Here is a 23,350-nt window from a genome sequence, read left to right as displayed (position 1 = left end):
GCGATGGGGAGGGGGACCGCTCGCGAAGCGAGTGGTGGAGGGGCCGAGCGCGCAGCGCTCGCTACGCTCGCATCCCCTCCGTCAGTCCCTGCGGGACTGCCACCTCCCCATCGCAAGTCGATGGGGAGGATCAAGACCATGATCATCCTCGGCCTCGACCCCTCGCTCAGCTGCACCGGCTGGGGCGTCATCCGCGTCGAGGGCAGCCGGATCAGCCACATCGCCAACGGCCAGATCAAGACCGACGCCAAGAGCCCGCTGCCCGACCGGCTCGCCTATCTTGATACGGTCCTCGCGGCGGTGATCGCCGACCACGCCCCGACCCAGGCTGCGGTCGAGGAGGTGTTCGTCAACGACAACCCGCAATCGACGCTCAAGCTCGCCCACGCGCGCGGCGTCGTCCTGCTCGGCTGCGCGCGCGCCGGGCTGACGGTCGGCGAATATGCCCCGCGCCTCGTCAAAAAAGCGATCGTCGGCACCGGCGGCGCGGCGAAGGAACAGGTGCAGGCGATGCTGCGCGTGCTGCTGCCCGGCGCGAAGGTCGCGGGGGCCGATGCCGCCGACGCGCTCGCGGTCGCAATCTGCCACGCGAACCACAGGCCTTTGCGCTAGCCACTACCCCAAAAAAATCTCACACAAAGCCACGAAGCCACAAAGATCTCTATCCCGTTCGCCCTGAGCTTGTCGAAAGGCTGTCCTTTTCTTCACGGCCCGAGGGAGAGCGGTGCCTCGACAGGCTCAGCACGAACGGATGTGAAGGCGCGACCCCCTTTGTGGCTTCGTGGCTTCGTGCGAGATTCCTTCTTCCTTGTTCCCTTTTCATTCTCCCCGCGCTAGCACAGCGACATGATCGCAAAACTCACCGGACGGCTCGACAGCAGCGGCGCAGGCCATGCGGTGATCGACGTCGGCGGCGTCGGCTATCTGGTCGAGGCCTCGGCGCGCACCCTTGACGCGCTCGGCGCGGTGGGCGGCGACGTCACCATCCACACCGAAATGCTGGTGGGCGAGGATTTCCTCCGCCTGCTCGGCTTCGCCCGCGCCGAGGAGCGCGACTGGTTCCGCCTGCTCACCAGCGTCCAGGGCGTCGGCGCCAAGGTAGCGCTCGCGATCCTCTCGGCGCTCGAAGTCGCCGACCTCCAGCGCGCGCTCGCCAGCGCCGACAGCGCGATGATCGCGCGCGCCAACGGCGTCGGGCCGAAGCTGGCGCAGCGGATTACGCATGAACTGAAGGACAAGGCGGGTGCGCTCGGCGGCATTGCCGGGGGTTCAAGTCCCTCCTCCGCTACCAAATCAGGCCCCCTCGGCGACGCGGTCGCCGCGCTCACCGGCCTTGGCTTCAAACCCGGCGAAGCAAGCGCCGCGGTAGCAGCGGCGAGCGAGGAATTGGGTGCAGGCGCGAGCCTCGATGCGCTGGTGCGGTTGGCGCTGAAGAAGGCAGCGAGATGACGCGTCGCCTTTCTGCCAGCGGGATTGCGATCGTTGCGGCGCTGACATTTTTTCTGCTGCCCGGTCGCGCTGTCGCCCAGGACGCGGCGGGCGTCAAAAAACTCGACCTGATGTTGAAGCCCACCGCCGAACGGCTACGAAGCGGTGCTCACGGAAATATGGTGCTGGCCGGCGACCTCGACGTCTCGGGCGCCATGACCGGTATGGCCATCGCGAAGTCATCGGGCTCGGCGGCCTTCGACGCAGAACTTCTCGCAAGTTTTGAAGGGAACAGGCTTTCGGCCAAAAGCCTGACGCCGGGCCTGACGCGCATTGAACTGTCGCTCACGGTTCAGAATTTCGAACTGCAGGATGGAAAAACGATCGTTTATCCCTGCGATCAAGTGGTCCGGGATATCGACTGGTCTCGGTCGAATCGGACCGCGTGGGATGTCGAGCAGGAGTATCTCTTCGGCATCATACGGGTGCTTGGAATGCTGATCGACGCGCCGCGTTTTAAATTCGTGATGGACAGCAAGGCCTATCGCCAGGCTTGGATCACGGCGATCGAGGCTTGCCGCCGCGATGCCAGCGCCTCCTTCGTGCCCTTGCTGACTGCCGCAGGCAACACGGGCGGAACGCTCGAATGACCACCCCCACCCGCCACGCCTCCTGCCGCTGCGGCCAAATCCGTATCGCCTGTAGCGGCGAGCCGATCCGCGTGTCGGTGTGCCACTGCCGCGAGTGCAAGGCGCGCAGTGGCAGCGCCTTTGCCGCGCAGGTCCGCTTCGCCGAAGATCAGGTCCGCACCGAGGGCGAACCGAAGATGTGGCAATATACCGGCGCCAGCGGCAACACCGCCGATTTCTTCTTCTGCCCCACCTGCGGCGCGGGCGTCTGGTACCGCGCGCGGCCCTATCACGACGCCTATGCGATCCCGCTCGGCAATTTCGAGCCCGGCCACGGCTTCGTCCCCGATTATTCGGTCTATGAAGAACGCAAGGAGCCTTGGGTTTCGATCACCGGCGAGGCAATAGACCATTATGACTGAGCCGACCCTCACCGCCATCTCAGGCACGAAACGAAAACGCGCGCTGTTCCTGTTGGCGGCCGCGAGCGTGATGGCGCTTCCCCAGCAAGCCCAGGCCTGCCGCACGGGGCGCCTGTTGCTCGAAACAGAACGCCAACAGCCTGCAACCGGCGCCCACAAACAAGCGCGGCTGCGCGTCGAGGAAGCGCTGATCCGGAAGGACGGCAACCCCGCCGACCAGATCGCCTACCGTATGCTGGTGATCGAGGGCGACGACAAGTTGCGCACCGGCGATCATATCGTCGTGGCCGCTCCGGCCTGGGGCGATCACTGCCTTTTCTGGATGGGCGAACCCGACGCTAAGGGTATCGTGGAGGGCTATGCGACGGTTCCGGCGAAGGCGGCCGGCGAAACCTATTACTGGCTCTCGCCCGAACTACCGCGATCTACCGCCAAACTCGAAAGCTACAGGTCGCAGCCCGATCGCTTCGTCTGGCGCCCTGTCCGCTTCACGGCTCCGTGGGAAAGCGCGCCGAGCCAATGACCGACCTCACCACCCCCCTTCGCACCCCCGAGGACGCCGACGCCGCGCTGCGCCCCAAGACGCTCGCCGAGTTCGTCGGCCAGGCGGCCGCGCGCGAAAACCTCCGCATCTTCGTCGAGGCGGCGAAGGCGCGCGGCGATGCGCTCGACCATGTGCTCTTCTTCGGCCCGCCGGGGCTGGGCAAGACGACGCTGGCGCAGATCGTCGCGCGCGAGCTTGGCGTCGGCTTCCGCTCGACGTCGGGCCCGGTGATCGCCAAGGCGGGCGACCTCGCCGCGCTGCTCACCAACCTCGAGGACGGCGATGTCCTCTTCATCGACGAAATCCACCGCCTGTCGCCCGCGGTCGAGGAAATCCTCTATCCCGCGATGGAGGACCGCGCGCTCGACATCATGATCGGCGAAGGCCCGTCGGCGCGGTCGGTGCGCATCGACCTCCCCAAATTCACCCTCGTCGGCGCGACGACGCGGCAGGGCTTGCTGACGACACCGCTGCGCGATCGTTTCGGCATTCCGGTGCGGCTCAATTTCTACACCCATGGCGAACTCGAACAGGTGATCACCCGCGCCGCGCGGCTGCTCGCGCTGCCGCTCGCTCCCGACGGCGCGCTCGAAATCGCGCGCCGCGCGCGCGGCACACCGCGTATCGCCGGCCGCCTGCTCCGCCGCGTCCGCGACTTCGCCACGGTCGCGGGGCACGCGATCGTCGATGCGAAAGCCGCCGACGCCGCGCTCAACCGGCTCGAAGTGGACGCGCTCGGCCTCGACGCGATGGACCGGCGCTATCTCCTTATGATCGCGGACATTTATCGCGGCGGGCCGGTGGGGGTCGAAACGCTCGCGGCGGGCCTTTCGGAGCCGCGCGACACGATCGAGGATGTGATCGAGCCCTATCTGCTCCAGATCGGCCTGATCGCGCGCACTGCGAGAGGCCGGATGATGAACGCAAGCGCTTGGAAACATTTGGGTTTATTGCCGCCGACCGGAAGCCAGGACAGCCTCTTCGACCCCGAAGCCTGAGTCACGCCACGCGGCACCTTCGCCAACTTCCGCGCTTTTCTGCCACCAATCGTCCCGCCCCTGCGACAAAGCGTTGATCAGGGGTTTGCGACGAGTCGAAGCATCGCTATCGGTTAACCCGATGAGCGACGCCCCGCCCCCCTTCGTCCCCGGCGCCTTTGTCGGGGCCGCGCATCACTACCGTGCGCGCGTCTATTTCGAGGACACCGACCTGTCGGGCATCGTCTATCACGCCAATTATCTGCGCTACATGGAACGCGCCCGATCGGACATGCTGCGCCTCGCCGGCATCGACCAGCGCGCCGCGATGGAGGCGGGCGAAGGCGCCTGGGCGGTCACCGACCTGGCGATCAAATATCGCGCGCCCGCCAAACTCGACGACGATCTGCTCGTCGTCAGCACCGTCGAGGCGGTGCGCGGCGCCAGCGTCATCATCGCGCAGCGCATCCTTCGCGGTCAGGACAGGTTAACCGAAGGCCGTGTCACAGCGGCGTTCCTGTCGCCCGACGGCCGCCCCCGCCGCCAGCCGACGGGCTGGGCCGACCGATTTACCGCCATTATGAATGGAGACATCCCCCCTTGCTGAACAATATCTCGCTGGCCGCCGACGCGGCGACGCTGTCCCCGATCGCGCTGTTCCTCGAGGCCGACTGGGTCGTCAAGGGCGTGATGATCGGGCTGCTGGCGGCCTCGATCTACGTCTGGACGGTGATCGTCACCCATGGCCGCGGCGTCGGCAAGATGATGAAGGCGTCCGAACGCTTCGAGCGCGATTTCTGGCGCGCGGGCAATATCGACAAATTCTATGAGGAAAATGGCCGCGAGGAACTGCCGAGCGCGCGCGTCCTTGCCGCCGGCATTTCCGAATGGCGCCGCTCGGTGGCGGGCAAGACGATCGACCGCGACGGCACCCGCGAACGGCTGGGCATCGCGATGAACGCCGCGCTGGCGGGCGAGGTCGACAAGCTCAACGAAAAGATCGGCATTCTCGCCACGATCGGCTCGGTTGCGCCCTTCGTCGGGCTGTTCGGCACCGTCTGGGGCATCATGCGCGCCTTCACCGCGATCGCGGCGTCGAACAACAGCAGCCTCGACGTCGTCGCGCCGGGCATCGCCGAAGCCCTGTTCGCGACCGCGATCGGCCTGTTCGCCGCGATCCCGGCGGTCATCGCCTATAACAGCTTCTCGCAGCGGCTGAACCGCCTCGAATCGCGGCTTGGCCGCTTTGCCGACGGGCTGCATGCAACCTTCAGCCGCGAACTCGAGATCGAAGGCTGATGGGCATGTCGGGTCCCTCGGGCGGTTCGAGCGGACGGCGCGGTCGCGGCGCCCGCCGCGCGCCGATGTCCGAAATCAACGTCACCCCGCTCGTCGACGTGATGCTGGTGCTGCTGATCATCTTCATGATCACCGCGCCGCTGCTCGCCTCCGCCGTTCCCGTCGATTTACCCGAAAGCCGGGCGAAGCCGGGCGAGACCGAGGAGCAGGAGCCGGTGCAGCTGTCGATCAACGGCGACGACACCATCTATATCGGCGAAGAGGTCGTGCCCGAAGCCGAGCTTCCGGCCCGCCTCGACGCGCTGGCCGCCGCGCAGAAGCAAGGCGAACGGCCGCAGCAGATCATGCTGCGCGCCGACAAGGGCCTCGATTACGGCCGCGTGATGCGCGTGATGGGCGAGCTCAATCGCGCCGGGCTGACTCGCATCGCGCTGGTCACCACGGGGTCGGACAGCGAACCGGCGGCGGTCACCGACGGTTCAGAAACCGCGCAATAGGCTGGCATCATGGCGGCAACACAGGCAGCGACCGGCAATCAGGCACGCGGCATCGCCATCGCGGTGGCCGCGCATGTCCTGATAATCGGGCTGTTGTCGGTGCAATGGACCGCCGGCGAACGCCGCTTCGACAATCCGCCGATGGAGGTCGATCTGATCGCCGAGACCGCGCCGGTCTCGACCGCGCCCGTGATCAGCGACACGCCGCCCGCGCCGCGGCTGGGCGAGGAGGACAGCCTCGACGACGCGCCGCCAGAACCCCTGCCGGCGCCTCCCTTGCCCGAACCCGTGGTGCGCCCGACCCCGGCACCGGCGCCGAAGGTCGTGAAAAAAGCACCGCCGGTGCCGCCGAAGAAGGCGCCGCCTCCCGCCGCCCAGAAAGCGACGCCAAAAACCCCGACAAAGGTCCCAACCAAGACGGGAACGCGCGGACCGACGGGCCGTCTCGACGGCATCACCGACGGTTTGGGCAAGGAGGCGACGAAAAAGCCGGCGGCGGTCGGAGCTCCCGCCGCCGCGACCGCCGCAGAGGTCCGCAAATCGATCGATGTCAGCATCAAATCGAAGGTCAATCCCCGTTGGCAGCGCTGCTCGGTCAGCGGCGTCGACGTCGACCAGTTGAAAACCGTCGTCAAGTTCCGCCTGACCGCGTCGGGCGCACTCGCCGGTTTTTCCAGCGTCACCACGACCGGCGAAAACGACAGCAACAAGTTCCAGGTCCAGCGGCATCAGGAATGCGCCAAACGCGCGGTCGAACTCGCCGCGCCTTTCGACCTGCCCGAGGAAAATTACAGCTTCTGGCAGAATTACACGCTCGATTTCATCAAGAGGTAAGTGACATGATCCTCCGCTCCACCGCCCTGGCCCTCGTGCTGGCGCTCGCCGCGTCCCCGGCGCTCGCGCAGGTTACACCGACACCGACGCCGCCCGCGACACCGGCGCCGACCGAACCCCGCGAAACGATCGAGGGCACGTTGTCGCAGGACCGCACCGTCATCGCGGTCCCCGCGCTCGCCACCCCCGCCGTCACCACCGTCGCGGGCCTGCGCACCGACAGCCTCGGCCGCCAGATCGCCGAAGTCATCGCCGCCGACCTCGAACGCAGCGGCCTCTATGCCCCGCTCGGGCCGGGCAGCGTGCGCGCGATCACCATGCCCGAAGTCACCGCGCCGCGCTTCGCCGACTGGCAGGCGCGCGACGCCGAAAATGTCGTCCACGGCTTTGTCCGCACCAACAGCACCGGCGGCCTGATCGTGGGCTGTTATCTCTATGATACGCAGCTTGGCAGCGAACTGGTGCGGCAGGGATTCGAGATCCAGCCCAGCGACTGGCGCCGCGCCGCGCATAAATGCGCCGACGCCATCTATTCGCGCTTGTCGGGCGAAGCGCCCTTCTTCGACAGCCGCGTCGCCTATATCGCCGAGAGCGGCCCCAAGGGGAATCGCATCAAGCGTCTTGCGATCATGGATTCGGACGGCGGCAACCACCGCTTCATCACCAACGGCCAGGCGCTGGCGATCAGCCCGCGCTTCTCGCCCGATTACAAGAAGATCGTCTATGTCAGCTATTTGAACGACCGCGTCCGCGTGTTCATCTATGACGTCGCGGCGGGAACGCAGAAGCTGGTCACCGAAAGCCGCAACGCGACCTTCGCGCCGCGCTGGTCGCCCGACGGCACGCAGATCCTCTATTCGATGGCGACCGGCGGCAACACCGACATCTATCGTATCTCGGCCAACGGCGGCACGCCGGTGCGGCTGACCAACAATCCCGGGATCGACGTCGGCGGCAGCTTCTCGCCCGACGGCAAGAAGATCGTCTTCGAAAGCGACCGGTCGGGCGGCCAGCAGGTCTATACGATGAACATCGACGGATCGAACCAGCAGCGGATCAGTTTCGGCGGCGGGCGCTATGCCACCCCCGAATGGTCGCCGCGCGGCGACCTGATCGCCTTTACCAAGATGGGCGGCGGCGAGTTCCGCATCGGCGTGATGACCCCGTCGGGCGGCGGCGAACGGTTGCTGACCAACGATTGGCAGGACGAGGCGCCGACCTGGTCGCCCAACGGCCGCGTCCTGCAATTCTTCCGCACGACGCGCGGCGCGACCGGCAAGTCGAGCCTGTGGCAGGTCGATCTGACCGGCGTGAACATGCGCCGCCTGCAAACGCCGCAGGACGGCTCCGACCCCAGCTGGGGGCCGGTGTTGCCGTAACAGGCCAACCCGCCCTATTGATGCGGCGGAACCAATCTTGATACCTCGGGTTGAAAATCCGGGTTCAACATGGGTTAATCCCAACATGAACAGGACCATCTCGATTAACACGAAAGGGACGACAACATGACGATACGGAAAACCACCGCCATGATCGCCGCGATCGCGATGCTCGCCGTGGGCGCTTGCTCGAAAAAGGCGCCCGAGGTGCTCCCCCCCAACCCCGACGGCATCGACGACGGCAGCGGCGGCAATTCGGGCGGCGGCAACGCCGTGATCCCGGGTTCGCAGCAGGACTTCCTCAACAGCGTGTCGTCCGACCGCATCTTCTTTGGTTTCGACCAATATAATGTCGATGCCGAGGACCAGGCGACGCTGTCGAACCAGGCGCAGTGGCTGCAGCGCAATTCGGCGGTGCGCGTCCTGCTCGAGGGCCATGCCGACGAACGCGGTACCCGCGATTATAATATCGCGCTCGGCGAACGCCGCGCCAATGCCGCGAAAAACTATCTCGCGTCGCTGGGTATCGACCCGTCGCGGATCGAGGTGATCAGCTATGGCAAGGAACGCCCGGCCGAACTCGGTTCGACCGAGGAAGCCTATGCCAAGAACCGCCGCGCGGTGACCGTGGTCATCCAGCGCTAAGCAGCGGCCACAAGGGCGCCGTCGCCCAGGCAGCGATGGCCAGAAAGACACCGAAGGGGATCGCCCGCATCGATAGCGGCCGATCCCCTTTTCCTTGGGTGAAGAGCGCCCAGATCATGCCGCCCGCGCTGGCGAGCAGGATCATCAGCGGCAGCGCCTGCCAGCCGAGCCAGCAACCGATCGCCGCGACCAGCTTGGGATCGCCGCCGCCCATGCCCTCGCGGCCCCGTCCGCGCCGATAGGCGAGCGCAACGAGCGCGAGCAACGCTCCGCCGACCAGCGCCCCGATCCAGCGATCGAGCAGGCCCGTGTCGAGCAAAGGCCCGGCGAACAGCAGCCCGGTGACGGCGAGCACCGCGCTGAGGCGGTCGGGCAGCCACATATGGCGCGCGTCGAGCAAGGCGAGCGGCAACAGCAGCCAGCCGAACAGCGCCCAGAGCCAACCGGCGATACCCGGCATGATGGTCAGCGCCAGCGCGCCAATCAGCCCCGACGCGAGTTCGACCTGCATATGAAAGGGATCGATCCGGGCGCCGCATGTCCGGCAACGCCCCCGCTGCACGAGCGCCGAGACGAGCGGAATGAGGTTGAGCGGGCCAAGCGGGCGTCCGCACCCGTCGCAATGCGAGCGCCCGAGCAGCGAGCGCCCCTCGGGCCAGCGAAGCACCAAGGTCGCGACAAAGCTGCCAAGGATCAGCCCGAGTAGCGCCGCGATGCCGACGCCCGCGCCCATCGGCAAGGCGTCGAGCGCCGCCGTCATCGGTCAGAAACGACCCGAGCTGACCAGCACGAAGCCGCCCGCGCCGGCGCGGAAACCGATCGCCGACAGCGCCGCCGCCATCGCGGGATCATCGGCATTGATCGCGAATTCGGCGCGATAGGCGCCGCTACCGTCGAAACCGAGCGTCAGCCGCTCCATGCCCGACTGGCTGGCGAGCACCGCCTGCGCGCGCCCCTCGGCGCAGCGCAGCGGGCCGGTCAGGCCGCGCGACAGGTCGAGACCGGCGATCGATGTGCCGACCGTCAACTGGAGCCGCCCACTCGCTTTCGTGCAGCGGCCATGTTCGTCGAAGCGCACCTCGACACCCTCGAAGCGCAGGCTGTCGACGGGAACGAGACCAAGGCCGCCCGACAGCGATGTCGTGCCACTGAGATCGGAAAGCCCGCGCGGATTGCTGCCGTGCAGGCGCCCCGAAAGTTCGCCGAGCCGCGGATCGGGGCGGCTGAAGGCCAGATCGACATCGCCCCCGAGCAGCGCGAACGGCGACAGGCTGGCCTTCACATTGCCGAGCGGCAGCGCACCGAGCCGCGCTTCGATCAATTCGCCCGCCCAGACCGACCCATTGACCTCACGCGCCGTCAGACCCGAGTTTTCGGCGCCCGCCATCGCGAGCGCGAGGCGCATCGGAAAGGTCGCGACGATCAGGATCAGGGCGATCAGGATCGCGGCAAAGAGCAGCCGGCGGCGCATCAGCCGCCCACCCGCCGCAGTTCGGCGGTCATGCCCACGGTGCCGTCGGCCGCCGGCGTGATCGTCAGCTGATCGACGACAAAACCCTGCGCCTCGAGCGAAGCGAGCCAATCGGCCAGCACCGGCGCCTTGGCGGTAGCGATCGCGATCGTCGCCTGTCCCTGGCCGCGCGCCTCGTTGCGGTCGAGTGTCAGTCCGATCTCGCCCGCCGACTGGGTGAGGAATTGGTCGATCGCGACGGTGTCGTTTGCCGCCGCAGCCGAAGTCGCGGGGCGCTGTGCAAGCAATTGTACCTTCGCCGCGACGCGGCCCTGACGCTCGATCGCGGCGCGATGATCGGCCTCGAGATTGACGAATCCGGCATAAGCCGGCCGCCCGAGCAGCCAGATCAGGACACCGAATGCCAGCACGCCGGCGGCCCCGACCAGCCAGCGTTCGCGCCGCGACATGCCGTGCCACCAGTTTGCGATCCGCTCGGTCATGGCACCGCCCTCACGGTGACCGTCGCCATCTGGGTGCCGTCGGTGCCTGCCATCGGCTGCGCCGTAATCTTGTAGCCATGCGCCTGCAGCGCGAGCAGCACGGCGTTGATATCCTCGGTACGCGGCGCCGCGAGCGTCGTCGACAACGTGCCGTCGGTGCGATGCGACAGCGTCTTGAGCGCCACCCCCGGCGTGTCGCGCATCGCATCATAGAGCGCCGACGCCGGGACCGAGAAAGCGAGCGGTCCGCCGCCCGCCGCCGCGAGCCGGCGGTCGAGTTCGGCCTCGGCCGCCGCGGCATCACTCGCCGTCACGCCGGCCTTTTTGGCGGTGGCGACCGCAGCCTCGTCGGCGCGGGCGATATCGGCGTTGATCCGGATCGCATAGAGGATCGGGATCAGCAGCGTGACGACTAGCAGCGCGACCGCCAGCCGCTTCATCCAGATCATCATCGCCGGGTCGATCGCCCAGTTGCGCTTCGGCTGCCACGCGCCGCTCAGCAGATCGAGCGGCGGCGCGGACAATGACAGCAACAACGCCTCGCGCATCCGGTCGGCGTCGAGCGGCGCGATCGTGCGTCCGGCAGCGATCAGCGGATCGAGTTCGGGGTCCGAGACGAAGCTGCGGTCGTCGCTGCGCAAAATCTGTTCGCGGCCGAACTCGGCCGTCCACAGGCTGTCGGGCTCGGGCGGCGGCAGCGTGGCCGCAGCAGGGATGATCGCTGCCGGCACCAGACCCTGCGTCTGCAGCCAGTCGGTCCATGCGGCCATCGCGGCGTGCGTCGTTACCGCCACCGGCACCGCCTGCCCGGCATCGGCGGGCTGGCCCGCGACAATGTGCAGCAACGATGCGTCACCCAGACTGTCGCGCAGCGTATCGACGCGCGCGATCGCCGCCGCCTGCGCCGGGGCGGCATCAGGATAGGACCGCCAGCGCAGCGGCACATCGGCGGCGGGCGCGAGCGCGACCAGCCGGTCGTCGGCTTCGTCGTCCTGCGGTTTTTCCCACGCATCGACCCAGCCGTCATCCTGCCCCGAATCGACGATGACGCCGTCGTCGACGCGCAGCCAGGCCGCGTCGGCGCCGCCGCCCGACAGCGCCGCCTGGGTCGGCAGCCAGAGAAGCAAAGTGCGCGCCATGTCAGTCGGTTTCGCCCCAATCGCGCCGCACGATCACCGGCGGCATCTGGCCCGCCGAAGGCGCGCCGCCGTTCGCGTCGATGAGCGAAACTGAAGTCAAGAAACCATCCCCCATTGTCACGTCGGTCGTCAATATCAGCCAGCGGCTCGTCACCCCCGCCTGCTCAGCGACATCGGTCGGCGGGTCGAGCCGGGCGAGCGGCCCGGACTCCCAGAATCGCACGCTGCTGCCATAGCCGCCCGCGGGCCGCGCCGCCAGCGCCGCGCGTGCATCGGCGATGCTCAACTGCCCGGGCAGCAGCATCGCGACGAGCGGCGCCTGTTCGGGGGCGAGGGTGTTGACGTTAAGCTTGACCGGGACGGCGACGGGCAGCGCGCAGATCCACGGTTTCAGCCGCGCATACAGCTTGGGTGTCATCCCGCGCACCGCGCGCAGTTCGCTGATATCGGCCATCTTGCGGTTGGCGGGAAGGTAACTGCCCGGGAGCGAACGATAGACGCCGTCCTCGGCGCCGAGCGGGCCGTTGATGCTGTCGCTGTCGATCCAGTCGGCGGTGGCGCCCGCCACGGCGCGGGCTTCGTCGGCATTGACCCCGAGCAAGGTCATCAATTCGGCGAACTGGCCGGTGCCGCCGGGGCGCTGGCTAAAGCGTCCCGGGATCGTTTCGGCCACCAGGCTGTTGAGGTTGAAACAATTGCTCGCGTCGGTCAGCCGCGCCGTCCCCTGCCCGTTCGGCAACGGCAGCACGAAGTCGCGGCCCAGCCAATCGCCGGCGAGGGTCAGCTTGGCGGGATCGCGCCCGACGAGATCGGCGACGCGGCGCAGCGCTATCTGCTCGGCGGCAAAGCTATAGGCGCGGCCCTGATCGACCGTCGCGGCACTGCCCGCGATACGCGTCGCGAGCGTCAGCCGGTCGAGCGCCGTCGCGGCGATCACCGCCATCACCGCGACGAGCAGCAGCACGCTGAGCAACGCGGCGCCGCGTTCATCGGAAACGGATCGTCTCATGGCGCACCGGCTCCGGGCGGCACGCGTGGCGGCAGCGGTGTCGGCGCGGTCAAAAACAGCATCACCAGCGGCGCGCGGCCCTGCCGCGTCAGGCGCACCTCGACGGCGCGCGGCAGCCGGTCGCCGGGTTCCGACGTCCAGTTGCTGCCCCACTGCCCCTTGTCGTCGCGATAGCGTACGGCAGCTCCGGTGACCTCGCCGACCAGCCGGTCGCCGTCGCCGAGCGGCGTGCCGTCGAGCATCGGCTGCACCGCACGGCGCCAGTCCCCGCCGGTGAGCGTATAGGCGACCCGTTCGATATTCGGACGCGGCCCGCCGTCGAGCGACGCCGCGCCGCCATGGACCAGCGCAAAGCCGGTTTCGGACCCGGCAAAGGCGGCGACCGTCTCGCCCGACGGCCCGCGCGTCGAGCGTGGCAGCGCCTGCGCCAGGTCGTTTGCCATGACGGCGCGCAGTCGGTTGATCCCGCCCATCGCCTTCAACCGGTCCTGCACCGCGTCCTGCGTATCGATGCTGCTGCGCAGCAAGCCGACGCCGATCGCAGCGATCGCGGCGAACAGCGACAGCGCGACGAGCATCTCGACGAGGGTGAAGCCGCGCTCGTCCTTCATCGGCTGGACCGGATAATCGTCAGCGCCGCCTGCCCGCGCCCGTTTTCGGGACGGACGAGCAGGTCGATGCGGAGCAGGCTGTCGTCAGCGGTCTTGGCGACGCGTTGTTCGACCCGCCAGTTGCGCCCGGCGTTGGACACACCGATCGCGCTGCTGCCGATCGTCGGCGGCGCGGGGTCGGTCCACAGCTCGACCGCCCGATTCTGTGCAACGATACCCGCGATGGTGGTCTCGTCGAGGTCGCCGGCGGTGCGCACCGCAAAGGCGTCGAGGCGCACGAGGGTCAGCGCGGCGATGCTGATGATGCTGAGCGCGACGAGCATTTCGAGCAGGGTGAAGCCGTTTTCGCCGGATGGCGAAAACCGGACGGCGTCATTGGTCACGGCTGACCTCCCCCGTCGCGGAAATCCGCACGACCTCGCGCGCGTCGCCGCCGCTCAATATGATCGCCTGCGGGGTCGGGCTGGTGCCGACGCGGTCGAACAGGATGCGCGCCGCGCCCTGCCCATTGCCCGCAGCGAACCGTACATCGGACGGCCAGTTGCGCTGTTCGAACGGGCGGCCGGGAAGCGGCCCCCATTCGCCCTTGATCCGCCGTTCGAAGCCATAGCCCGAGGGAGCGAGATTGACCGACACGCTGCGTCCCTCGATCACCGCGACGTCGCGCGCGGCGGCGAGGCGCGCGGCGAGGCGGTCTGCCTCGCTGCGCACATTGCGCTCCTCGCCGGGGATGGTGAGCACCACCGCGGTCGCGGCAAGCGCCATGATCGCGAGCACGACCATCAGCTCGACGAGGGTGAAGCCGTTCTTCCGGGACTTGGATGGCTTAGCGGTCTCCACCGTGGATATCCGCGTTGTCGTCGGTACCGCCGGGGGCGCCGTCGGCGCCGAGCGAATAGATGTCGAAGGCGGCGCCATTGGGACCGGGGACCTGATAATTATAGGGTCGGCCCCACGGATCCTCGGGCAAACGCTTGATATAGCCGCCGCGGCGATAGCGTTCGGGCTGCGCGAGCGAAGGCGGCGGCGTCGACAGCGCACCCAGCCCGTCGCCCGACTGCGGATAGCTCAGATTATCGAGGCGATATTGTTCGAGCGCGGTTTCGAGCGTCGCGATATCGGCCTTCGCCTTGGTCACCATCGCTCGGTCCTGGCTGGGCAGCACGTTGATCAGCACCACCGTGGCGAGCAGTCCGATGATGAAGATGACGACCATCAACTCGGTCAAGGTGAAGCCGCGCTCGTCCTTCTTACGGCGCTGCTGTGGCAGCGGCCGGGCGGGATCGAGCATCAGGCGGAAGAAAAGCTGCATAAGCGACATGATATTATAGTCCGGCAAGGTTCTGCAACTGGAGGATCGGCAGCAGGATGGCGAGAATGATGAGGGCGACGCACGACCCCATAACGACAATTATGACAGGTTCGAGAAGCGCCATCGAGGCGGCTGTAAAACGGTCGAATTCGCGCTCGAGATAATCGGCGGCGCGCTCGAGCATCTGCTCCAGCCGCCCGGCGCTTTCGCCGCTCGCGGTCATGTAAACGAGCAAGGGCGGGAAGACCCCCGCATCGCGGAGCGCCGCCGACAGCCCGCCGCCCGCGCGCACCTGGTCGACGATCGTCGCGGTCGCGCCGGCCAGCGCGGCGTTGCGGATCGTCGGCACGGTCAGCCGCAGCCCCTCGACGAGCGGCAGGCGGCTCGACACCATCGTCGACAGCGTGCGGGCGAAGCGCGCGGCGTGAAGATCGCGGAGCAGGCGCCCGAGCAAGGGCAGGCGAAGCAGCCGCGCATCGACCGCTGCCTTGAAAGCGGGCCGCCGCATCGCGGTGACCCAGCCGAAAACGGCAGCAGCGATGAGCAGTGCGATCAACCACCACCAGTTGGCGGCGAAGCTGGAAATCGCGATCACCGCACGGGTCAGGAACGGCAGTTGCTGACCGACATCGTTGAACTGTTCGACGACGCGCGGGACGACGAAGATCATCAGCGCGGCGACGACGCCGATCGCCACGAAGCTGAGCACGATCGGATAAGCGAGCGCGGCGATCAGCTTGCCGCGCACTTCGGCCTGGCGTTCGAGCAGGTCGGCGAGGCGTGCGAGGATGGTGGTCAGGCTGCCCGTCGTTTCGCCCGCCGCGACCATCGCGCGATAGAGCGGCGGGAAGCTGCCCGGTTGGCGGGCCATCGCGTCGGCGAGGCGGCGGCCTTCGAGCAGCCCGGCATGGACGTCGCCGATGACGACGCGCGCTGTTTCCGCCTCGCTCTGCCGCGTCAGCGTGCGCAGCGCCTCTTCAAGCGGCGCGACCTCGGCGAGCGTCGCGAGCTGGCGGGTGAACAGCGCCAGCTCCTTGCTCGACAAGGTCGTGCGGCGAAAGGCGAACAGCGACCGCCCTGCTGCGGGCTTGGCCCCCGCAGCCTCGACCGCGACGATATGGAATTTGCGGGCGGTCAGGTCGGCGCGCGCCGCATCGTCGTTGGCGGCGGTCAGCCGCCCCTTGCGCTCGCGGCCCTGCGGATCGATCGCCACATAGCGATAATCAGGCATCGATTTCCTCGCGCCGCGCGATGCGGATCGCTTCCTCGGCGGTTGTCAGCCCCTTGGCGACCATCGCGCGCGCCGCCGAGGCGAGCGTCGGCGATTTCAGGAAGGCATGACGCGTGATCATCGCCTCGTCGCCGCCATTATAGATGTAGCGGCGGACGGTCTCGTCGACCTTGATCGCCTCGAACACCCCGATGCGGCCCTTGAAGCCGGTGCCGCTGCAATGATCGCAGCCCTTGGGGCGCCAGATAACCGTCCCGATGTCGAGCCCGAGCATCGCGGCGATGCTGTTGTCGGCCTGCACCGGCTCGCGGCACTGGTCGCAAAGCTTGCGAACGAGGCGCTGGGCGATGACCGCACGCAAGGTCGAGGCGAGCAGGAAGGGTTCGACTTTCAGGTCCTTGAGGCGCGTGATCGCGCCGACGGCATCGTTGGTGTGGACCGTCGACAGCACCAGGTGCCCGGTGAGCGACGCCTGCACCGCGATATCGGCAGTTTCGCGGTCGCGGATTTCACCGACCATCACGACGTCGGGATCCTGGCGGAGGATCGCGCGCAGCCCGGCCGCGAAATCGAGGCCGACCTTGGCGTTGACCTGCGTCTGGCCGACGCCGTCGACGGCATATTCGACCGGATCCTCGACCGTCAGGATATTGCGCTGGCCATCGTTGAGCTGCTTCAGCGCCGCGTAAAGCGTCGTCGTCTTGCCCGAACCGGTGGGCCCGGTGACGAGGATGATGCCATTGGGTTCGGCGAGAGCCTCGCGCAAGATCTGGTCGGCAGTGCCCGACAGGCCGAGCACGTCGAAATCGATCCCCGCCGCATCCTTGTCGAGAATGCGCATCACGACGCGTTCGCCGGCGCGGCTCGGCAGCGTCGAGACACGAACATCGACCGCCTTGCCCGCGAGCGTCAGCCCGATCCGGCCGTCCTGCGGCACGCGGCGTTCGGCGATGTCGAGCCGCGCCATCACCTTGATGCGGCTCACGACGACGGGCGCGACATGTGGCGGCATACGCAGATGTTCGCGCAGCACGCCGTCGGTGCGCATGCGGACCACGAGCCCGCTTTCATAGGGCTCGATATGGATGTCGCTGACGCCTTGGCGCACCGCTTCGGCGATGATCGCGTTGATCAGCCGGATCGCGGGGGCATCGTCGGCGCTGTCGAGCAGATCTTCGGCGCTGGGCAGGCTGAAGTCGAGGTCATTGCCGTCGAGCGACCCCGCCATCGCCGCCGCCGAGGCGTCGACGGCATAATGGTCGGAGAGCAGCCGGTCGAAGTCGGCCGTGCTCGCGGTCGCGACCTTGAGCGGCGCGGCAAGATAGCGCTTCACCTCGATCAGCACCGCAGGATCGGCGCCTTCGCGCAGCGTCGCGAGCCAGGCGCCGCCCTCGCCCGGCGCGATGACGACGCCGTGGCTGCGGGCAAAGGCGTAGGGAATGTCGACCGGCGCCGGGGGAGCGGCGATCGGTTCGGGATCGGTCACGGATAGTCTCCGGTCGGCGGGGCGGGAGCGTTCGAGATCGAGGGCGGCACGTCGGTCGTCGTCACGCTGCCTTCGGGACCGCGCAGCGCGGGCAGGTCGACCGGGCCGACGGTGATGTCGGCGGCGGTCGGCGGCGACGGCGGGGTGGTGCCCATATAGTCGCGGACCAGCGTGTCGATCGCGGGTTCCTCGTCGGGATTGCGGCGCAGCTGGGTGTCGCGGATATAGCCGTAGCGACGCGCGGTGAGCGCGGCATTGTCCTCGCGGCTTTTCAGCACCGTCGGGCGGATGAAGACCATCAGGTTCGTTTTCGACCGGCTGCGGCTGCGCGATTTGAACAGCTCGCCGATCAGCGGAATGTCGCTGAGCAAAGGAATGCGCTCGATCGTCTTGCGTTCGTCGTCGTTGAGCAACCCGCCGATCGCGAGGATTTCGCCATCATCGACGGTCAGCACCGTTTCGAACGACCGCTTGTTGAGGATCAGGTCGCTGTTGCGCGACGACACGGGCCCGGCGACGCTCGACACTTCCTGCCGCAGGAACAATTTCACCTCGCCAGCGCCATTGACCTGCGGCGTGACCTCGAGCTTGATGCCCACCTCCTCGCGCTGGACGGTGCGGAAGGCATTGTCGAAATTGCCGCTGAGCGCCTCGCCCGTCGTGATCGGCACTTCCTGCCCAACGAGGAATTTCGCCGCCTGGTTGTCGAGCGTGACGATGTGCGGGGTGGCGAGCAGGTTCGACGTCGTGTCGGACTTCACCGCGTTGATGATCGCGCCGAAAATCGTATTCTTGCCGATGTCGCCCGCAAAGCCCGCGAAACCGCCGGTCGCCGACAGCAATTGTGCGGCGGCCGCCTCCTGCAGGCTGGTACCAAAGGAGCTGCCGGTCGTGGTGACCGTGGTGTTGCCGTTGACCGTCGTCGTGTCCTGCGACAGCTTGGTCGCGGCATAGGCGCCGCCGAGGGTCAGGATGTTCGGTGTCGCGTTGCTGTAGCTCGTCGCGACAAAGGGAATATTCTTGCCGCCGAGCAGGAACTGGACGCCGAGCTGCTTTGCCGCATCGTCGCCGATCTCGACAACGATCGCCTCGACCAGCACCTGTTGCCGGCGGCTGTCGAGCTGGCGGATCAGCTCGCCGAGCATCCGCTGCACCTCGCTGTTCGCGGCGACGATGATCGCATTGGCGCCTTCGTAGCGCGTGACGATCGCCGGTCCGCGCGTCGCGATGCTGCCGCCCGAACCGCTGACCGAGGTCGGCGTCGTAGCGGTCGTCGCGGCGGGCGCCGGCGTGCTGCTGCTTCCCGACGACCCGCTCGACGACGACGTTGCGGCCGGCAGACCGGCCTTTTGCGCCGGGTCGCTGCCGCCGCCGATCAGTTGCTGCAACGTCGGCAGCAGCGTTTCGGCATTGGCATGCTCGAGCCAATAGACGCGCAGTTCGGTGCCGCCCGCAGCCTTGGCGTCGAGGTCGTTGGCCATCGACACGAAGCGCGCGACGAGCGCCTGATCGCCGCGCAGCGCGATCGCGTTGCTGCTGTCGATCGGCACGATCGCGAGGGGCGACTGGGCGCCCTCCCCCGCCGACGGCACCAATGCCTGCAACGCCGCAGCGATCTCGCGCGCGCCGGCATTTTTCAACGTGACGATCTGGCTGGTCGTGCTGTCGCGGTCGATGCTCGACGCCAGCGCGCGGATGCGGCGGATATTGTCGGCGAAGTCGGCGACGACCAGGCTGTTGGCATTGCGGTTCGCGGTCAGCGACCCCTGCGGACTGACCAACGGGCGCAAGGTTTCGACGGCCGCGACCGCATCGATATGGCGCAGACGGATGATTTCGGTGACGAACTGGTTCTGCGCTGCGCGGTCGCTGCCGATGCGGCCCGGCTGCGAGGCGGCGCCGTCGATCGGCTGGATGCGATAGCTGCCGTTCGGCCCCGACACGGCAACAAGGCCGTTCGAGCGCAGGGTCGCGAGGAAAATTTCGAAATATTCGCTGCGCGACAGCGGGCGGTCGGTGACCACCGATACCTTGCCGTTGACCCGCCCGTCGATGACGAAGGTGCGCCCGGTGATCCGCGCCGCGTCCTGGATGAAGGCGCGGATATCGGCGTCACGCACGTTGAGCGTATATTGCGCAAGGGCGGGAAGCGGCGTGGCCGAAACCAGTGCGGCGGCAAGCATCAGGGACAGTTTGAGACGCATAAACCCTACTTCGAGACAAAAATGGCGATCGGGACGACCTGCGCGCCGCGCTCGACTTCGAGCGAGAGGCGGGCCCCCGGTGTGATTTGATTGGCGAGCGCGGCGGCATCGCCAGCCGAGCCGATCGGCCGGCCGTTGACCCCGCGAATGACGTCGCCGGGCCGCAGCCCCGAGGCGCGGAAGGTCGCGCCGTCGCCCTGCGGCTGGACGACCACGCCGGTGACCCTGCCATTCTCGCTGCGCGGCGCGAAGCCGACACCGCTCTTGAGCGCCGCAGGAGACAATTCGCCCGCAACGGCATTGGGGTTCGCGGGGGCCGAGCCGATTTCAGGGGTCGGCGCCGGCAACGGGGTCGCGGGCGTCGCGACGGGTGCGTCGCCGCTCTGGTCGAGGAACAGGCTTTCGCGCGCCCCGCCCCGGTCGAGCAGCACATGGTCGAACGCGACCCCGACCAGCTTCACCCCCGGCGCGATCTCGTCGCCGACGGCATAGCTGTTCTGGACGCCATCCTCGGCCGCGATGATCGCCGAACCGCCGCCGGTCGCTTCGTTGATGTTGACGCCGAACAGCGTCAGGCCGAGCGCGGTCACGGTCGCCGACGCGGGCCCTTGGGCGCCGGTGCGAAAGAAAGGATCAAAGCTGGTGAAGAGCGCGCGGCGCTCGGCGGGAGATGCGATCACCGCCGTTTGCGGCTGCCACGCGCCGAGCGGCGACAGCGGGGTAACCAGCGTCCAGACAAGCATCACGAGCTGAAAGGCCAGCAAAAACGCGAGCAGGCCGACGGCGAGCAGCGGCCAGATCGCACGCGGCGAACGCCTGCCGACACGGAGCCAGGCGGGCAATCCGCGGGGCAACCGAACGGCCGATCGAGACATCAGCGTCGCCATGAAAACCTGTCTATCCCCCGCATCACCATGATGCCTCGCGAATCGCCTACGGGCGATTGGTGACAATCAGCTGACGGGAAGATTACAGTTTTTTGACAAGCGGGCGAGTCCGGCGACAGGAGCCGGACCCGCCACACCGGTCAGAATTTCAGCGACGCGCTGAGCGAGAAGCTGCGGCCGAGCTTGTAGCGGTTGAAGAAGATGCGGTTGTCGCCGAATTCCTGCACTTCCTTGTAGCTACGGCCGGTCAGGTTGCGCGCCTCGAACTTCAGTTCGATTTCCTTGTTGAGCAGGTTGATGCCCTGTCGCGCGACGAAGTCGAGCGAGATGCCCGGCTTTTCGCGCAGATCGGGCTGGCCCGACGGACCACGGCTGGTAACGCGCGGGCTGGCGTAGGTCAGGAGCAAGGTCTGCTGCGACAATTTGTCCTGGTCTTCCAGACCGATCTGGAAATTGACCAGATGGTCCGACTGGCCGGTCAGCGGCGAGCCGTCGAAGAAGAAGTTCGCCGCGTCCTGCACCACGCCGTTGATCACCGTCGTGTCGCCGTCGGCCACCGAAATGTCGGACTGGGTATAGGTATAGTTGCCGATCAGCACGAAGCGCCGACTGGCCCAGAAAGACGCATCCGAGAGGCTGTCGAGCGGGAAATATTTCTGCAGCTCGAACTCGACGCCATAGAGCGTCGCCTTGGGCGCATTGGCGTAGCTGGTGTTGACCGACGAGTCCGAGATCGACGTATAGGCCTCGATCGGATTGTCGATCGACTTGTAGAAGCCGGCGACGGTCAGGCGCTGATCCTTGGCGAAATACCATTCGTAGCGCGCTTCGGCGTTGGTCAGGCGGCTGTCGGTCAGCGACGGGTTGCCGCGGAACAGGCGGTTCGATTCGGGATCCTGATAGACTTGCGCCACAAGCTCGCGGAACTGCGGGCGCGCGATCGTCTTCGATCCGCTGAGGCGCAATTGCATGTCGGGCGCGACTTCCCAGGTCAAAGTGACCGCAGGCAGCCAATAGTCATTGTTCAAATTGGTATCGACGATCGACGACGCCCCCGAGTTGAACAGGTCGATCGGCGACACCGTCTGCCTGGCATCCTCGTATCGCACACCGGCATTGATGTTGACGCCGGCGATCAGTTCGGCCTGCACCTGTGCATAGCCGGCGTGGGTGGTCAGCGCCGCGTCGAACGCCGCGGTGCCGTCCTGCGCCGAGGTTTCGAGCAGCGTGATGTCGTAAAGCTGGATCGACGCGTCGGAGAGCAGATAGTCGGGGCGCAGCTGCTGCACCGGAACCGGCAGGTTCGACGCGCGATACTGGAAGGCGCGGCGCACCGAGGTGCGGCTGGTGTCGCTATAGGCATAGCCGACCGTCCCGGTGATGCGCGGGGCGATTTCGTACGACAGGTCGACGCCGCCCGACCACAGATCTTCGTTCAGGTCCGAAAAGGCGATCGTCGCGTCGCCCTTGTTGCCGCCCAGATCGTTGACGAACTTGTCGCCGACCGGGTCCTGCGCGGTGGGCAGGTTGGTGCGGACATAGGTGAAGCTGCGCTCATAGGGCGCCTCGCGCTGCGAATTGGCATAGCCGCCGCGCAGGTCGAGCTTGAGCCGGTCGAAATGGAATTCGCCGACGAACTGCGTGTTGATCAGCTGGCGTTCGTACCAGGCGGTGTCCTGCTTCATAATGTCGCGCCCGGCCTGGTTCTGGTCGGTGCCGAGCGCGAGGCGCGCCTGCTTCAAGGTGTCGCGAATATAGAGGCTGGTCCAGCGCAGCTTGTGATCGCCGATCTCGAGCCCGAAACCGAGCAGGCCGTTGACGACGATGCGGTTGTCGGTGACAACGCGGTTGTAGCTCGTCTGCGGATCGCCCGACAGGTCGGCTTCGACCGAGGTCTGCTGCAACGTGTCGCGGGTGCGCCACTTGTTGCTGATCCCTGCCGTGGCGATGATGCCGAGTTCGCCGTCGGCCATCGGGATGGTGAGACCGCCGGTGACGCCCGCCGACCAGTTGACCGGGATATGGTTGTTCTGTTGCAGCAGCGTCGTCGGCGCATTGACGAGGTCCATCGCGATCGCTTCGAGATCGTCCTTGCTGAAATCGGCGCCCTCGATGATCGGCTTGCCGCTGGCAAAGGCCGCCGCGAGCGACTTCGGCACGTCGCGGGTGCCGTCGTCGAAGCCCGTCCAGTCGGTGTCGCCGCCATAATAGGTATAGCCGAGCTGATTGGTCGTCTCGCTGTCCCAGCCGATCCCGCCGCTGAAGGTCAGGAAATTCTCGCGCGGGGTCGACTTGGTCGTGAGGTTGATCACGCCGCCGCCGAATTCGCCGGGGAAGTTCACCGAATAGCTTTTCTGGACGAGCGTCGAATCGATGACGTTCGACGGGAAGATGTCGAGCGGCACGACGCGCTTGAGCGGTTCGGGGCTGGGCAGCGGCGAGCCGTTGAGCAGCGCCAGCGAATAGCGGTCGCCGAGGCCGCGGACATAGACGAAACCGCCGCCGACGACCGACAGGCCGGTGACGCGCTGCAGCGAGCCCGAGATGTCGCCTTCGCCGGTGCGGGCGATGTCGGCCGAGGAGAGGACCGACACGACTTCGGGCGTCGCACGGACGACATTGGGGGTATAGCGGCCGGTGACCACGATTTCCTGGTCGGCGCCGCCGGGGATCGAGACGTCCGCCTCGTCCTCGGCCGGAGCCGCCTCAGCCACATCGTCGGCCGGCGGCGCGGCTTCGCTGCTCGAACCCGCAGGTGCAGCGTCCTGTGCCAGCGCGGCCGGTGCGACCAACGCCGACGAAAGGAGCAGCATGCTGGCGAAAATCGACCTTTTGGTCATGGCCCTAAAAACCCCTATAATTCG

Annotated in this window: 26 protein-coding genes; 12 read left to right on the top strand and 14 right to left on the bottom strand. The window is 67.2% G+C overall.

The window, feature by feature from the left end; genetic code table 11:
* The first annotated feature begins 138 nt into the window (after positions 1 to 138).
* The 12 genes from ruvC to pal all read left to right on the top strand — a co-directional run bounded on the left by ruvC (position 139) and on the right by pal (position 8,654).
* Positions 139 to 612 carry a crossover junction endodeoxyribonuclease RuvC gene (gene ruvC / locus ACREB7_RS07265; RefSeq protein WP_431591625.1) on the top strand — a complete coding sequence of 158 codons (474 nt, stop codon included), beginning with the start codon at positions 139 to 141 and terminating at the stop codon, positions 610 to 612.
* Positions 613 to 846: 234 nt separating this feature from the next.
* On the top strand, positions 847 to 1,449 hold the full coding sequence (ruvA, locus tag ACREB7_RS07260) for a Holliday junction branch migration protein RuvA (RefSeq protein ID WP_431591624.1): 603 nt from the start codon (positions 847 to 849) through the stop codon (positions 1,447 to 1,449).
* Entirely contained in the window at positions 1,446 to 2,078 is a 633-nt protein-coding gene (locus ACREB7_RS07255; protein WP_431591623.1) for a hypothetical protein, read from the top strand. The genes ruvA and ACREB7_RS07255 overlap by 4 nt, the downstream gene beginning before the upstream one ends.
* Positions 2,075 to 2,479 carry a GFA family protein gene (locus tag ACREB7_RS07250; protein ID WP_431591622.1) on the top strand — a complete coding sequence of 135 codons (405 nt, stop codon included), beginning with the start codon at positions 2,075 to 2,077 and terminating at the stop codon, positions 2,477 to 2,479. Before ACREB7_RS07255 ends, ACREB7_RS07250 begins: the two co-directional genes overlap by 4 nt.
* Entirely contained in the window at positions 2,472 to 3,002 is a 531-nt protein-coding gene (locus tag ACREB7_RS07245) for a hypothetical protein (RefSeq protein ID WP_431591621.1), read from the top strand. The genes ACREB7_RS07250 and ACREB7_RS07245 overlap by 8 nt, the downstream gene beginning before the upstream one ends.
* Entirely contained in the window at positions 2,999 to 4,021 is a 1,023-nt protein-coding gene (gene ruvB, locus ACREB7_RS07240) for a Holliday junction branch migration DNA helicase RuvB (RefSeq protein ID WP_431591620.1), read from the top strand. The genes ACREB7_RS07245 and ruvB overlap by 4 nt, the downstream gene beginning before the upstream one ends.
* A gap of 121 nt (positions 4,022 to 4,142) precedes the next feature.
* Positions 4,143 to 4,607, top strand: coding sequence for a YbgC/FadM family acyl-CoA thioesterase (locus ACREB7_RS07235; RefSeq protein ID WP_431591619.1), 465 nt, complete (start codon positions 4,143 to 4,145; stop codon positions 4,605 to 4,607).
* Positions 4,601 to 5,299 (top strand): protein TolQ, encoded by a 699-nt coding sequence (gene tolQ, locus ACREB7_RS07230; RefSeq protein ID WP_431591618.1) that lies wholly within the window; start codon positions 4,601 to 4,603, stop codon positions 5,297 to 5,299. The genes ACREB7_RS07235 and tolQ overlap by 7 nt, the downstream gene beginning before the upstream one ends.
* Complete coding sequence (gene tolR, locus ACREB7_RS07225; protein ID WP_431591617.1) at positions 5,299 to 5,796, top strand: protein TolR; 498 nt, start codon at positions 5,299 to 5,301, stop codon at positions 5,794 to 5,796. The genes tolQ and tolR overlap by 1 nt, the downstream gene beginning before the upstream one ends.
* Before the next feature lie 9 nt (positions 5,797 to 5,805).
* The gene (locus ACREB7_RS07220) at positions 5,806 to 6,630 is read left to right on the top strand and encodes a hypothetical protein (protein ID WP_431591616.1); all 825 of its coding nucleotides are present in this window, start codon (positions 5,806 to 5,808) and stop codon (positions 6,628 to 6,630) included.
* Between the two features lie 5 nt (positions 6,631 to 6,635).
* Complete coding sequence (tolB, locus tag ACREB7_RS07215; RefSeq protein ID WP_431591615.1) at positions 6,636 to 8,009, top strand: Tol-Pal system beta propeller repeat protein TolB; 1,374 nt, start codon at positions 6,636 to 6,638, stop codon at positions 8,007 to 8,009.
* Between the two features lie 126 nt (positions 8,010 to 8,135).
* Complete coding sequence (pal, locus tag ACREB7_RS07210; RefSeq protein ID WP_431591614.1) at positions 8,136 to 8,654, top strand: peptidoglycan-associated lipoprotein Pal; 519 nt, start codon at positions 8,136 to 8,138, stop codon at positions 8,652 to 8,654.
* Here pal and ACREB7_RS07205 read toward each other — a convergent pair.
* From ACREB7_RS07205 to ACREB7_RS07140, 14 genes are all read right to left on the bottom strand, one after another.
* Entirely contained in the window at positions 8,641 to 9,414 is a 774-nt protein-coding gene (locus ACREB7_RS07205) for a prepilin peptidase (RefSeq protein ID WP_431591613.1), read from the bottom strand. The two genes, pal and ACREB7_RS07205, sit on opposite strands and share 14 nt — an antisense overlap.
* Positions 9,415 to 9,417: 3 nt before the next feature.
* Entirely contained in the window at positions 9,418 to 10,125 is a 708-nt protein-coding gene (gene gspN, locus ACREB7_RS07200) for a type II secretion system protein N (protein ID WP_431591612.1), read from the bottom strand.
* A complete protein-coding gene (gene gspM / locus ACREB7_RS07195) occupies positions 10,125 to 10,607 on the bottom strand; it encodes a type II secretion system protein GspM (RefSeq protein ID WP_431591611.1) in 483 nt (160 codons plus the stop codon). The genes gspN and gspM overlap by 1 nt, the downstream gene beginning before the upstream one ends.
* Positions 10,604 to 11,746, bottom strand: a complete 1,143-nt coding sequence (gspL, locus tag ACREB7_RS07190) for a type II secretion system protein GspL (RefSeq protein WP_431591610.1) — start codon at positions 11,744 to 11,746, stop codon at positions 10,604 to 10,606. The genes gspM and gspL overlap by 4 nt, the downstream gene beginning before the upstream one ends.
* Before the next feature lies 1 nt (position 11,747).
* Positions 11,748 to 12,755, bottom strand: a complete 1,008-nt coding sequence (gene gspK, locus ACREB7_RS07185) for a type II secretion system minor pseudopilin GspK (protein ID WP_431591609.1) — start codon at positions 12,753 to 12,755, stop codon at positions 11,748 to 11,750.
* Positions 12,752 to 13,366 (bottom strand): type II secretion system minor pseudopilin GspJ, encoded by a 615-nt coding sequence (gene gspJ, locus ACREB7_RS07180; RefSeq protein ID WP_431591608.1) that lies wholly within the window; start codon positions 13,364 to 13,366, stop codon positions 12,752 to 12,754. The genes gspK and gspJ overlap by 4 nt, the downstream gene beginning before the upstream one ends.
* The gene (gene gspI / locus ACREB7_RS07175) at positions 13,363 to 13,749 is read right to left on the bottom strand and encodes a type II secretion system minor pseudopilin GspI (protein WP_431591607.1); all 387 of its coding nucleotides are present in this window, start codon (positions 13,747 to 13,749) and stop codon (positions 13,363 to 13,365) included. Before gspI ends, gspJ begins: the two co-directional genes overlap by 4 nt.
* Complete coding sequence (locus ACREB7_RS07170) at positions 13,739 to 14,206, bottom strand: GspH/FimT family pseudopilin (protein ID WP_431591606.1); 468 nt, start codon at positions 14,204 to 14,206, stop codon at positions 13,739 to 13,741. The genes gspI and ACREB7_RS07170 overlap by 11 nt, the downstream gene beginning before the upstream one ends.
* Positions 14,193 to 14,678 carry a type II secretion system major pseudopilin GspG gene (gene gspG, locus ACREB7_RS07165; RefSeq protein ID WP_431591626.1) on the bottom strand — a complete coding sequence of 162 codons (486 nt, stop codon included), beginning with the start codon at positions 14,676 to 14,678 and terminating at the stop codon, positions 14,193 to 14,195. The genes ACREB7_RS07170 and gspG overlap by 14 nt, the downstream gene beginning before the upstream one ends.
* 13 nt (positions 14,679 to 14,691) lie before the next feature.
* Positions 14,692 to 15,909, bottom strand: coding sequence for a type II secretion system inner membrane protein GspF (gspF, locus tag ACREB7_RS07160; protein WP_431591605.1), 1,218 nt, complete (start codon positions 15,907 to 15,909; stop codon positions 14,692 to 14,694).
* Positions 15,902 to 17,395 carry a type II secretion system ATPase GspE gene (gene gspE / locus ACREB7_RS07155; RefSeq protein WP_431591604.1) on the bottom strand — a complete coding sequence of 498 codons (1,494 nt, stop codon included), beginning with the start codon at positions 17,393 to 17,395 and terminating at the stop codon, positions 15,902 to 15,904. Before gspE ends, gspF begins: the two co-directional genes overlap by 8 nt.
* Positions 17,392 to 19,599: a type II secretion system secretin GspD gene (gene gspD, locus ACREB7_RS07150; protein ID WP_431591603.1), complete on the bottom strand. Its 2,208-nt coding sequence runs from the start codon at positions 19,597 to 19,599 to the stop codon at positions 17,392 to 17,394. Before gspD ends, gspE begins: the two co-directional genes overlap by 4 nt.
* A gap of 5 nt (positions 19,600 to 19,604) precedes the next feature.
* Positions 19,605 to 20,474 carry a type II secretion system protein N gene (locus ACREB7_RS07145; RefSeq protein WP_431591602.1) on the bottom strand — a complete coding sequence of 290 codons (870 nt, stop codon included), beginning with the start codon at positions 20,472 to 20,474 and terminating at the stop codon, positions 19,605 to 19,607.
* A gap of 152 nt (positions 20,475 to 20,626) precedes the next feature.
* Positions 20,627 to 23,326 (bottom strand): TonB-dependent receptor domain-containing protein, encoded by a 2,700-nt coding sequence (locus tag ACREB7_RS07140; RefSeq protein WP_431591601.1) that lies wholly within the window; start codon positions 23,324 to 23,326, stop codon positions 20,627 to 20,629.
* Positions 23,327 to 23,350: the final 24 nt, after the last annotated feature.

Origin of the sequence: Sphingopyxis sp. (assembly GCF_050725615.1) — a bacterium.
Taxonomy (GTDB): Bacteria; Pseudomonadota; Alphaproteobacteria; order Sphingomonadales; family Sphingomonadaceae; genus Sphingopyxis.
This window is presented reverse-complemented; position numbering and strand designations above follow the sequence as displayed.